Annotated in this window: 11 protein-coding genes and 4 tRNA genes; 10 read left to right on the plus strand and 5 right to left on the minus strand. The window is 73.1% G+C overall.

Features of this window, described 5'->3' with window-relative positions; genetic code table 11:
• The first annotated feature begins 182 nt into the window (after positions 1-182).
• Positions 183-1,871 (plus strand): cytochrome c oxidase subunit I, encoded by a 1,689-nt coding sequence (gene ctaD, locus AB0C87_RS30330; protein WP_345175225.1) that lies wholly within the window; start codon positions 183-185, stop codon positions 1,869-1,871.
• 10 nt (positions 1,872-1,881) lie between these two features.
• Here ctaD and AB0C87_RS30335 read toward each other — a convergent pair whose 3' ends face one another.
• Both AB0C87_RS30335 and AB0C87_RS30340 read right to left on the minus strand, forming a co-directional pair.
• Positions 1,882-3,516 carry a ubiquinol-cytochrome c reductase cytochrome b subunit gene (locus AB0C87_RS30335; RefSeq protein WP_360580640.1) on the minus strand — a complete coding sequence of 545 codons (1,635 nt, stop codon included), beginning with the start codon at positions 3,514-3,516 and terminating at the stop codon, positions 1,882-1,884.
• An 89-nt stretch (positions 3,517-3,605) separates the two neighbouring features.
• The gene (locus AB0C87_RS30340) at positions 3,606-4,484 is read right to left on the minus strand and encodes a LysR family transcriptional regulator (RefSeq protein WP_360580642.1); all 879 of its coding nucleotides are present in this window, start codon (positions 4,482-4,484) and stop codon (positions 3,606-3,608) included.
• Positions 4,485-4,581: 97 nt separating this feature from the next.
• Between AB0C87_RS30340 and AB0C87_RS30345 the strand changes: the two genes are divergently transcribed.
• Positions 4,582-5,976 (plus strand): MFS transporter, encoded by a 1,395-nt coding sequence (locus tag AB0C87_RS30345; protein WP_360580644.1) that lies wholly within the window; start codon positions 4,582-4,584, stop codon positions 5,974-5,976.
• On the opposite strand, the gene AB0C87_RS30350 is transcribed toward AB0C87_RS30345, so the two are convergent.
• The 3 genes from AB0C87_RS30350 to AB0C87_RS30360 form a co-directional block, all read right to left on the minus strand.
• A complete protein-coding gene (locus AB0C87_RS30350; protein WP_360580646.1) occupies positions 5,942-7,051 on the minus strand; it encodes a PrsW family intramembrane metalloprotease in 1,110 nt (369 codons plus the stop codon). The genes AB0C87_RS30345 and AB0C87_RS30350 overlap by 35 nt on opposite strands.
• A complete protein-coding gene (locus AB0C87_RS30355; protein ID WP_360348496.1) occupies positions 7,042-7,611 on the minus strand; it encodes a hypothetical protein in 570 nt (189 codons plus the stop codon). Before AB0C87_RS30355 ends, AB0C87_RS30350 begins: the two co-directional genes overlap by 10 nt.
• A gap of 92 nt (positions 7,612-7,703) precedes the next feature.
• Positions 7,704-8,507 (minus strand): pentapeptide repeat-containing protein, encoded by an 804-nt coding sequence (locus tag AB0C87_RS30360; protein WP_360580648.1) that lies wholly within the window; start codon positions 8,505-8,507, stop codon positions 7,704-7,706.
• 102 nt (positions 8,508-8,609) lie between these two features.
• On the opposite strand from AB0C87_RS30360, the gene AB0C87_RS30365 reads away from it, so the two are divergent.
• The 8 genes from AB0C87_RS30365 to AB0C87_RS30400 form a co-directional block, all read left to right on the plus strand.
• On the plus strand, positions 8,610-9,392 hold the full coding sequence (locus AB0C87_RS30365; protein WP_360580650.1) for a putative protein N(5)-glutamine methyltransferase: 783 nt from the start codon (positions 8,610-8,612) through the stop codon (positions 9,390-9,392).
• 54 nt (positions 9,393-9,446) lie between these two features.
• Positions 9,447-9,575: an LPFR motif small protein gene (locus tag AB0C87_RS30370; protein ID WP_268248260.1), complete on the plus strand. Its 129-nt coding sequence runs from the start codon at positions 9,447-9,449 to the stop codon at positions 9,573-9,575.
• A 292-nt stretch (positions 9,576-9,867) separates the two neighbouring features.
• Positions 9,868-9,940: transfer RNA gene (locus AB0C87_RS30375), tRNA-Ala, on the plus strand.
• Position 9,941: 1 nt separating this feature from the next.
• Positions 9,942-10,013 (plus strand) — tRNA-Phe (locus tag AB0C87_RS30380).
• A 27-nt stretch (positions 10,014-10,040) separates the two neighbouring features.
• Positions 10,041-10,112, plus strand: a tRNA-Gly gene (locus tag AB0C87_RS30385).
• A gap of 90 nt (positions 10,113-10,202) precedes the next feature.
• Positions 10,203-10,273: transfer RNA gene (locus AB0C87_RS30390), tRNA-Gln, on the plus strand.
• Positions 10,247-10,396 carry a hypothetical protein gene (locus tag AB0C87_RS30395; protein ID WP_360580652.1) on the plus strand — a complete coding sequence of 50 codons (150 nt, stop codon included), beginning with the start codon at positions 10,247-10,249 and terminating at the stop codon, positions 10,394-10,396. Before AB0C87_RS30390 ends, AB0C87_RS30395 begins: the two co-directional genes overlap by 27 nt.
• A 103-nt stretch (positions 10,397-10,499) precedes the next feature.
• The coding region (locus AB0C87_RS30400; RefSeq protein WP_360580659.1) for an acyl-CoA dehydrogenase family protein at positions 10,500-10,624 on the plus strand (125 nt) is incomplete at its 3' end.

The raw sequence follows: 10,624 nt of genomic DNA on the forward strand, positions 1-10,624 counted from the left end.
TTCGGCGCTTTCCCGAACTTCGCGCCTTCATCCCTCGCCCGATTCCCCAGGCCATCGGCTTGTGGGCTTTTAAGGAGAAATGCCGGATTTCAGGGCCGCTCCGGCCCCCTCCCGCCGCGTTTGAAACCGGCGTGCGCGGCAAGTGGCCGGATGGGGCCGGACGGGGGGAGGGGAGGGCCGGGATGACGACCGTGCAGGGGCGGCAGGACACGAGCGTCGCCGACGCGCTCGCGCGGCACCGCAAGGGAACGAGAATCGGCCACGTGCTGGCGACGACCGACCACAAGATGGTCGGCTACCTCTATCTGGGAACGTCGTTCGGGATGTTCCTGGCCGCCGGGCTCATGGCCATGCTGATGCGTGCCGAACTGCTGGAGCCCGGCAAGCAGGTGGTGAGCAACCAGACCTACAACGAGCTGTTCACCATCCACGGCACGATCATGATGCTGCTGTTCGCCACCCCGCTCTTCGCCGGGTTCGCCAACGTGCTCGTCCCGCTGCAGATCGGCGCGCCGGACGTGGCCTTCCCGCGGATGAACGCGCTCACCTACTACCTGTTCCTGTTCGGCGCGCTCATGGTGCTGGCCTCGTTCATCATGCCGGGCGGGGCCCCCGGCTTCGGCTGGTTCGCCTACACGCCCCTGTCCACCCAGACGTACACGCCGAACCAGGGCGGCGACATGTGGGCCATGGGACTGATCCTGTCGGGCCTGGGAACGATCCTGACCTCCGTGAACATGATCTCCACGATCATCGCGATGCGCGCCCCGGGCATGGTGATGTTCCGGCTCCCGATCTTCACCTGGAACGTGCTGCTGACCAGCCTGATGGTCCTCATCGCCTTCCCCGTGCTGACCGCGGCGCTGTTCGCGCTGGAGGCCGACCGCAGGCTGGGCGCCCACATCTACGACCCCTCCAACGGCGGCGCGCTGCTCTGGCAGCACCTGTTCTGGTTCTTCGGCCATCCCGAGGTCTACATCGCGGCGCTGCCGTTCTTCGGGATCATCACCGAGATCCTCCCGGTGTTCAGCCGCAAGCCGCTGTTCGGCTACCTCGGCATGGTCGGCGCCACCATCGCGATCACCGGGCTGTCGATGACGGTCTGGGCGCACCACATGTTCGCCACCGGCGGCGTGCTGCTGCCGTTCTTCTCCATCACCTCATTCATGATCGCCGTGCCGACCGGCCTGAAGTTCTTCAACTGGGTCGGGACGCTCTGGAAGGGGCATCTGACCTTCGAGACGCCCATGCTGTTCGCGCTCGGGTTCCTGGTGACGTTCCTGTTCGGCGGCCTGACGGGGGTCATCCTCGCCTCGCCCCCCATGGACTTCCACCTCACCGACTCCTTCTTCGTCGTCGCCCATCTGCACTACGTGCTGTTCGGCACCGTGGTGTTCGCGATGTTCGGCGGGTTCTACTTCTGGTGGCCGAAGATGACGGGCCGGAAGCTGAACGAGACCTGGGGGAAGGTCCACTTCTGGTCGCTGTTCTTCGGCTTCCACACCACCTTCCTCGTCCAGCACTGGCTGGGCGCCGAAGGCATGCCGCGGCGCTACGCCGACTACGCCGACCAGTTCGCGACCCTGAACTTCGTGTCGTCGATCGGCTCGTTCGTCCTGGGCGCCTCGACGTTCGCGTTCCTGTGGAACGTGCTGTGGTCCTGGCGGCACGCCGAACGCGTCGGGACGGACGACCCGTGGGGCGCCGGCGCCTCGCTGGAATGGGCGACCTCGTGCCCGCCTCCCCGCCACAACTTCACCTCGATGCCGCGCATCCGCTCCTCGCGCCCCGCGTTCGACCTGCACTACCCGCCGAAGGAGCCGCCGCAGGAGGCCGAGCCGGCGCTGCCGCCGCCGGGATGGTCCGGCTGACGGGCGCCGGTCACTCGCCCTGGCCGTCCTCCGGGCCGCTCTTCCGCAGGTCGCCCTGGCCGCCGCCGTGCGACTCCGCCTGGTAGTTGAGATAGAAGCGGTTGACGCGGGTCCGGACCTGCGTGCGGGCCCGGTCCGGTGTCGGCAGCGGGATCACGTGGTGCGGGTAGGGCGCGACCAGGTCGCCGGGCCGCCGGGCCCGCATCAGCGCCTCCGCCTCCTCCGACGGCTGCTCGTGCCGCTCCCGGAACCCCCCGTCCGGCGTCAGCGAGACCAGGCCGCTCTCCACGCCCTCCTCGCGCGTCCGCAGGTCGCGGCGCTGCAGGCTCAGGCAGACCCGGCGGGTGACGGCGAAGGCCGCGATCGGGAGGACGAAGAAGCCGGCGCGGAAGAACCAGGTCGTCCAGAACAGCGGGATCTTGAAGGTCGAGGAGAGGTAGTCGTTGCCGCCGGCCGCCAGCAGGTTGCCGTACCAGGCGATGACGGCGGCCCCGATCGCGGTCCTGGTCGCGGCGTTGCGCGGCCGGTCCAGCAGGTGGTGCAGGCGCTCGTCCCCCGTGGCCCAGCGCTCCACGAACGGGTACAGGCCGATGAGCGTGAAGAACGCGCCGGGCAGGAGGACGGCGGGGACCAGCACGTTCCAGGAGATCGTGTGCCCGGCGACGGTCGTGGACAGGGGCGGCATGATGCGCAGCGAGCCTTCGAGGAACCCGACGTACCAGTCGGGCTGGGAGCCGAACGACACCTGGTCCGGGTCGTAGGGGCCGTACAGCCAGACCGGGTTGATCTGGAAGAAGGCCGCCAGCCCGGCCAGGACGCCGAAGGTGAAGAGGAAGTAGGCCGTGCTCTGCGTCGCGAAGTGCGGGAAGGTCGGCTCCCCGGTCACCGCCCGCTCCCGCCGCCCCCGGCCCGGGAAGATCGTGTGGGTCTGGTGCCAGAGGATCATCAGGTGCGCGGTGATGAGGGCCAGCAGGATCCCGGGGATGAGCAGGATGTGCACGGTGAACAGCCGCGGGATGAACTCCTCGGCGGAGGGGAACTGCCCGCCGAAGGCCCACAGGGCCGCGTACGTCCCGGCGAGCGGGACCGACAGCAGGATGCCCTGGAAGATCCGCAGGCCGGTGCCCGACAGCAGGTCGTCCGGCAGCGAGTACCCGGCGAACCCCTCGGCGACGGCCAGCGTGAACAGCGTCGTGCCGATCACCCAGTTGATCTCCCGCGGCTTGCGGAAGGCACCGGTGAAGAAGACCCGCAGGAGGTGGACGCAGATCGCCGCGACGAAGACGTTCGCCCCCCAGTGGTGGATCTGCCGCATCAGCAGCCCGCCCCGCACGTCGAACGACACGTGCAGGGTGGAGGCGTACGCCTCGCTGACCCTGACGCCCTTGAGCGGGCCGTACGAGCCGTCGTAGACGATCTCCGTGCCGCTCGGGTGGAAGAACAGCGTCAGATAGACGCCGGTGAGCAGGAGGACGACGAACGAGTAGAGCGCGATCTCGCCGAGCAGGAACGACCAGTGCTTGGGGAACGCCTTGCGGATGTTCTTGTCCAGGAACTCGGCGGACCCGAGCCGGTCGTTGACCCCCCAGAAGAGCTGCCGCACCCGCTCGGCCTTCGCGGTCTCGCTCCCGTTTTGCCCTGCCATAGCGTTCTCCCCCGCCGAGCAGTGGTGTCCTCTGGCGGCTACCCGGGGTGGGTAGGGACAAACGCTCCGTGTCGGCGGCGCGGACAGGGTCAGGCGCCGGCCGCGTAGAGCACCTCCCGCATGCCGGGAAGGGCTTCCCGGTCGGCGCGCCAGACGAGGCGGAGGCCCAGGTCCGGGGCGTCGAACGCCAGCCGGGCGAGGGTTCCGGTGGCCAGCCGGTCGCGGACGGCGAACTCGGGGAGCAGCGCGATGCCGAGGCCCTGCTCGGCCCAGGACGCCATCACGGTGACGCTGCCCGCCCTGACCCGCTCGACCGCGGAGCCGAGAAGCCGCTCGCCGGCCATCCAGAACGAGCACGCCGGCACGTTGACCAGCAGCTTCTCGCCGTGCAGGTCGCCGGCGGCCAGGCGGGGGGCCGCGGCGAGCCGGTGGTCCGGCGCGGCGACGAGGGCGAGCGGCACCGGCTCCACGTCGACGAAGTCCAGCGGCGCCGGCGGGGGCGGGAAACCGAGCCCGCCCACGTCCTCCCCGGCGTCCAGCAGCAGCGCGGCCTCCAGGTCCCCGGAGGCGACCGCGTCGAGGAGCCGGTCGCGGGCCGCGTCCGACCGGACCTCGACCCGCAGCCCGGGCCGCCGCTCGGCCAGCCTGGCCAGGACGCGGGGGACGTGCGTGGCGGCGATCGACTCCAGCGCGCCGAGCCGCAGCACCGGCCGCTCCCCGGCCACCTCGCGGCGGGCCTCCTCCGCCTGCCGCAGCAGGCGCCGCGCCCACCCGCGCATCCGCTCGCCCGCCTCGGTCGGCCGCATGCCCTTCGGGCCGCGGTGGAACAGCGGGACGCCCAGCGACGCCTCCAGCGCGCGGATCTGCTCCGACACCGACGACGGCGCGAGACCGAGCGCGTTGGCCGCGTCGGTGACGGTCCGGTGGGCGAGGACGGCCTCGAACGTCCGCAGCTGGCGCAGTTCCATGCCGGTGGCAACCCGGCCCGTCCGTTCGGATATTCCGAACGCGCCGTGCGGTTCCGCCGGTGGAGCCCGGCGGCGCGGATTCCCAGACTGGGGCCCCATGACCTCGGCTCTCCCCTCCGCACCGGCGGACGCGGCCCCCGGGCGGCGCGGCCTCGCCCTCCTCGGCATCTCGCTCGGCTACTTCATGGTGCTGCTCGACACGACCGTCCTCTCGGTGGCCGAACCCGACCTCGCCGACTCCCTGAACGGGACGGTCGCGGGCCTGCAATGGGCCGTCACCGGCTACACCGTCGTATTCGGGGCGCTGCTGCTGTCGGCGGGCGCCCTCGCCGACCGGTACGGCGCGCACCGCGTCTTCCGCGCGGGCGTCGCGGCCTTCGGCGCGGGGTCGCTGCTGTGCGCCGCGGCGCCGGACCTGTGGACGCTCGTCGCGCTGCGCGCGGTCCTCGGCGCCGCCGCCGCGGCCTGCGTGCCCGCGTCCATGGCGATGATCGTCCGCCTGTACCCCGCGCCCGCCGAGCGCGCCCGCGCCGTGGCGACCTGGGCGGCGACCAGCGGCGCCGCCCTCGCCGCCGGCCCCGTCGCGGGCGGCGCCCTGGTCGGCCTCGCGGGCTGGCGCGCGATCTTCCTGGTGAACGTCCCGCTCGCCGCCGCCGTCCTCGGGCTCGCGGCGGGACGGGCCGTGCGCTGCCCGCGCGGGGTCCGGCGCATCGACCCGGCGGCGCAGCTCCTCGCGTGCGCCGCGCTGGGACTGCTGACCGACGCCCTCATCGCCCTGGGCGGCGGCCCGGGCGTCCACGCGGCCGCCTCGGCGGCCGGAGCGGTCGCGGCCGGCGCGGCGTTCGCGGTCCGCGAGCGCGGGAGCCGGGCGCCGGTCCTGGTCCCGGCGGTGCTCCGGGCGCCGGGAATGCGAGCCGCGCTGGCCGCCGGCGCCGCGGTCAACTTCGTCATGACCGGAGTGCTGTTCGTGCTGCCGCTGGTGTTCCGGCAGAGCCTCGGGCTGACGCCGTTCCAGACCGGCCTGGCGTTCCTGCCGATGACCCTGCCGTTCGCTTTCAACCCGCTGCTCACCGGGCGCATCGTCGCGCGGACGGGGCCGCGCCGCCCCGTCCTGGCGGGACTGGGCCTGCTGACCGCCGGGGGAGTGCTGTTCGGCGCCGTGCTGCCGGACGGCGCGTCCTACCCGCCGCTCGTCGCGGGCCTTCTGTGCACCGGGTTCGGCGTGTCGTTCGCGCTGCCCGCCCTCGCGACGATGGTCGTCGCCGCGGCCCCCGAGGGCGCGGCCGGCGCGGCGGGCGGCCTGCTGAACGCCGTCCGGCAGCTCGGCGCCACCCTCGGCGTCGCGATCATGGGGGCGTTCGCGCCGGTCGGAGCGGGGGACGGCTCCCGCGATCCGGCCGACGCCCTGCTCGTCGCCGCCGCCGTCTGCGCGGTCGCCTGCGCCTACGTCCTCGCCGCTACGCCACGCGCACGTTCGCGCCGGACGCCTTGAGGTCGTCCCGCAGGGCGCGGATGTCGGTGCGCAGCCGCTCGGCGGCCCGCGGGTCCGGTTCCAGGCCGCCGAGGCCGTCCTCGATGAGGGCGAGCTCGGCGGTCCGGAGCCGTTCGAGCAGCTGGCGCGTCTCCCCGGCCGGCACGCCCCACTGCTCCTTCCGGCGCCACTTGCGGAACGCGAGCACGTGGCCCTCGCCCGGTATCAGGACGCCGCCCCGCGTCTCGGCGTGCACCGTGCGCCGGAAGTGCGAGAGGTAGCGGCGCCTGGCCAGGCGGTAGGAGACGACCGCCGCCAGCAGGATCGGCGCGCCCTTCACCGGCATCAGCACCAGCCCGGTCAGGACGGGGGCGTCCCACCAGGAGTGCAGCGCCATCGCCAGGACGAACGCGCCCACCGCGGCGGTGAGGTGCGCCTTGGAGGCGCGTCCGATCAGGCAGCCCAGGCCCGCGCCGCCGACCGCCGTCATCGCCCAGTGGCTCCACCACGCCCCGCAGACCACCCGGGTGCCGAACGAGAAGAACGCCGCGTTCGCGTCGTGCGTGGCGCCCGTGAGGACGATCGTGTTCAGTACGTACAGGAAGTTCTCCGCGAACTGGAAACCCAGCCCCGACAGCGCGCCGTAGCCCCACCCGTCGAGCGGCCCGCGGACCGCGGCCGGCGCCATCAGCGCCAGCGTCGCGACGCCGAGCAGTTTCAGGATCTCCTCGTCCACCGGCGCGGCGATCGACGCGCCCCAGGCGGCGTTGAACCCCGGCCCGGCGGTCTTCCCGACGATCGCCTGGAACGCCGCGTTGGCGGGCAGCGCGGTCCCGAACGCGGCCAGCCCGCCCCACGCCACCGCGATCAGCGCGTAGCCGAGCGGCGGCGAGCGGACGGGGTGCAGCCGCCGCAGCAGCCACACTCCGCCGGCCAGCGCCGGCGCGAGCAGCACGGCCCCGGCGATCGCGCCGGAGGGGAAAGCCGCGACGTGCGCGCCGATCCCGCGCAGCGCGATCCAGGCGCCGAGCAGGCACGCCGCCGCCCACAGCCAGAACGCGGGACGGCGCACCGGCCCGCCGCGGGTCATCCCCATGGCGCCGCGATCCTGATCGTCCGCACCATCGCCTCGACCTGCGGGGCCGCGTCCCCGAAGGCGCGCGGCGGGCCCGTCGCCGTGACCGCCGCGCCGAGCGTCCCCTTGGCGAACACGGTCGCCGTGCCGACGCGCTCGCGCCCCGCGAGCCGTCCGGTCAGCCCGGTCAGGCCCTGCGCGGTCGTGAACGGGACGGGGCCCGTCCCGAGGCGCGTGCGCCCGCCCGCGGCGACGATCCGCCCGAGGCCGCCCCACAGCGCCCGGGTGTCCGCCGATCCCAGCGGGACCACCACGCTGAGGTCGAAGACCACGTCGCCGCTGAGCAGTTCGGCGCTGCTGGCGAGGGAGGTGGTGCCCCGGTTCAGGACCCAGCCGGGGGAGGTGACCGAGAACGTCACCGGGCGGACGCCGCCGCGCTCCGTCCCGACCGACACCACCGTGCCCGGCGCCAGCGGCTGCCCGCGGGTCCCGAGGGCCCGGTCGAGCAAGGGAAGCCCGGCGCCGAAGACCAGCAGCACCAGCGCCACCACGCCCGTCCCCCACCATCTGACCCGCACCACGCGACCCCCCGACGACGTGCGCTGCGGAAATGCCCTTTGACAGGCGGAAATGCCCCTTGACAGGGCGGCTAAACAAGATCAGGCCGCGGGGGTCACCAGTGCGCGGGCCGCGCCAGCGCGGCGGGAAGCCGCGTCGCCGCGTCGCCGCGCGCCGAGTCGAGCTGCGCCTGGGTCAGGAAGAGGCATCCGGTGAGGTCGGCGCCCCGCAGATCGGCGTCCCGCAGGTCCGCGCCGGTCAGGTCGGCGACCCGCAGGTCCGCCCCTCGGAGGTCGGCGGCGATCAGATACGCGCCGCGCAGGTCGGCGCCCCGCAGGTCGGCCCCCTTGAGCCTCGCCCCCACCAGATCCGCCCCCCGCCGGTTCTTCCTCCGTCCGGGGACACCCGCCCTGGCGAGCTCTCCCGCCCGCGACAGCAGGCCGTTCACCCTCTCCCGGACGGCCCGGACGTCCACCTCGGCGACCTCGGCGGGGCCGCCCTCGGTGAGGCGGTCGACCTCGGCGGACGCCCGCCGCAGCTCGTCGCGGATCGGGCCGGAGGACGGCATCGCCGCGGCCTGGTCCAGGTACCAGAGCATCTCGTGGAGCTGGCGCATCACGGGGAACACGGCGAACATGCGTCGCCCGACGTCCGGATCCCCGCGCCAGTCCGTGCCGGAGAAGGTCTCGCGCGACACCTTCTGCCCGGCGCCGAAGCAGTCGAAGACCGTGCAGCCCGGAAAGCCGCGCTCCCGGAGGTCGGCGTGGATGCCGCAGCGGAAGTCGGCCAAGAGGTTGCGGCAGGGCTCGCCCGCGTCCTTGTCCACGGCGAAGTCGGCGGACCGCGAGAACGGCAGCGCGACGCAGCACAGCCCGAAGCAACTGGCGCAGTCGGCCTTCAGATCCGATCTCTCCGGCACTTCCCGACCCCCGGCTCGTGGACGACGCTCCATTGTCGCGCCGGGCCGGCCGTGCCCGGAACGCGCGGACCGCCGCGGTCCCGGATACAGTTGCGGACTCCTATGACACCACCCCTCACCGAACCCGCCATCGTCTCCAGACTCCGCGCCGCCGGCTGCGTGTTCGCGGAGGACGAGGCGCGGCTCATCCTCTCCACGGCCCGCACCCCGGACGACGCCGCCGCCATGGTCGAGCGGCGCGCGAACGGCGAGCCGCTCGAACACGTCCTCGGCTGGGCGATGTTCTGCGGGCTGCGGATCGCCGTCGAACCCGGGGTCTTCGTGCCGCGGCACCGCACCCAGTTCCTCGTCCGGCGGGCCCACGCCCTCGCGCCTCCCCGGCCGATGATCCTCGACCTGTGCTGCGGATCGGGCGCGCTCGGGGCCGCCCTCGCCTCCGGCGTGGGGGAGTGCGTCCTGCACGCCGCCGACATCGAACCCGCGGCGGTGCGCTGCGCCCGCGGCAACATCGCGCCGTACGGGGGCACGGCCCACGAGGGCGACCTCTTCGACCCCGTCCCCGGTGAGCTGCGCGGGCGGGTCGACGTGCTTCTGGCGAACGTCCCCTACGTCCCGACCGGGGACGTCGCGCTGATGCCTGCGGAGGCGCGCGACCACGAACCGCGCTCGGCGCTCGACGGCGGCCCGGACGGCCTCGACGTGCTGCGCCGCGTCACCGCCGAGGCGTCGCGCTGGCTCGCCCCGGGCGGCCGCCTGCTGTTCGAGACGAGCGAGCGGCAGGCCGCCGCGGCCGTCGCCGCCGTGGAGGCCGGCGGCCTCGCGGCCGCCGTCGCGGCGTCCGAGGAATTCTCCGCCACGGTCATTGTCGGCGCAAAGCCGGTGTAAAACTCCACAGGCGGGTATCGGTCGGTCAGGACCGAACCGAAGGAGTGAAGCCAGATGCGCCGCATCAGCGCAGCGATCAGCGCCATTGTCGGGACGATCGTCAGCGTCGTGACCCTGCCGTTCCGCGTTCTGGGGCGGTTGCTGACCCCCGGTCGCGGCCGCAGCCGCCGCGGGGCGGCGTGACGCATATCCGGATCGCCCCGGGCCGGTTCTCCCCGAACGGCCCGGGGCGATCGCATGGAAAAGGCGTTGCGCGCCCGGCCGGCGTCCCGCACCATAGGAGCAAGCCACTGATCGGAAACGGACGGGAAGGAGCGGCGGCCATGGTCACGACCATCACCCAGCAGGCCCCGCGGCTTTCCGGATTCGGCGCGGGTCAGGGTCCCGCCTTTATCGGAAACGCCTCTGGATAGGGCCGCCAAGCTCCGCCGGAGGCCGCCAGGGAGAGATCCCGGCGGCCTTTCGTTTCCCTCAAGGGTCAGTAGCTCAATGGGGAGAGCGCCCGCCTTGCAAGCGGGAGGATGCCGGTTCGAATCCGGCCCGATCCACGGCCTTCGAGCTCATGTGGACGAGCGCCCGGTCGAAACCCGGGAGGACGAGGTTCGACTCCTCGGACGGCCACCGAGCGGAGCTTTCCCGGCTCCGCGCGTCGCACAGGCCTGAATGGTGAGGCGGCTGGCTTCCACCCAGCAGAACCGGGTTCGATTCCCGGGTGCGGCTCTGGACTGGACCGGCGGGAGTAACGACCCCCGGCCGGTCCTCCCCGTGCCCACGGGCGGGCGGACGCCACCGCCCGCCGGCGGGCACCCGTGCTGGATCATCCAATGGCAGGATGCGTGACTCTGGATCACGTCATGCAGGTTCGACCCCTGCTCCAGCAGCTCGACGGCCGCGGGCCGCCGCCTCACCGGCGGAGCCCCGCAGCGTCAGTACTCGCCCGTCGAGGCCCGCTACTTCCACGAAACGACGACCCGGCGCTCGCCCTGCTGCTGCGGCACCTGTGACCGCCGGAGACCGCCTTGACGGCGCCAGCCCGCTCGCTTAATTTGGCGTCCAAATATTGGCCGTCAAAGTATCGGCCCGCATCCCCGGCAACCTGGAGGAACGATGAGCGACATTCCCTCGTACGCGCCGTCTGAGGAGCATGAGCTGCTGCGGAGTTCGGTGCGTGAGCTGGCCGAGGCCAAGATCGCTCCTTTCGCGGCGGAGGTGGATGAGGAGTCGCGGTTCCC

It is taken from the genome of Actinomadura sp. NPDC048021, assembly GCF_040653135.1.
Lineage (GTDB): Bacteria > Actinomycetota > Actinomycetes > Streptosporangiales > Streptosporangiaceae > Spirillospora > Spirillospora verrucosospora.

What these genes read in the sequence shown, in the direction of transcription:
- AB0C87_RS30395 (WP_360580652.1), top strand. Translation starts at nt 10,247, where the DNA reads ATGCAGGTTCGACCCCTGCTCCAGCAGCTCGACGGCCGCGGGCCGCCG.
- AB0C87_RS30340 (WP_360580642.1), bottom strand. Translation starts at nt 4,484, where the DNA reads ATGGAACTGCGCCAGCTGCGGACGTTCGAGGCCGTCCTCGCCCACCGG.
- AB0C87_RS30345 (WP_360580644.1), top strand. Translation starts at nt 4,582, where the DNA reads ATGACCTCGGCTCTCCCCTCCGCACCGGCGGACGCGGCCCCCGGGCGG.
- AB0C87_RS30350 (WP_360580646.1), bottom strand. Translation starts at nt 7,051, where the DNA reads ATGGGGATGACCCGCGGCGGGCCGGTGCGCCGTCCCGCGTTCTGGCTG.
- AB0C87_RS30335 (WP_360580640.1), bottom strand. Translation starts at nt 3,516, where the DNA reads ATGGCAGGGCAAAACGGGAGCGAGACCGCGAAGGCCGAGCGGGTGCGG.
- ctaD (WP_345175225.1), top strand. Translation starts at nt 183, where the DNA reads ATGACGACCGTGCAGGGGCGGCAGGACACGAGCGTCGCCGACGCGCTC.
- AB0C87_RS30365 (WP_360580650.1), top strand. Translation starts at nt 8,610, where the DNA reads ATGACACCACCCCTCACCGAACCCGCCATCGTCTCCAGACTCCGCGCC.
- AB0C87_RS30370 (WP_268248260.1), top strand. Translation starts at nt 9,447, where the DNA reads ATGCGCCGCATCAGCGCAGCGATCAGCGCCATTGTCGGGACGATCGTC.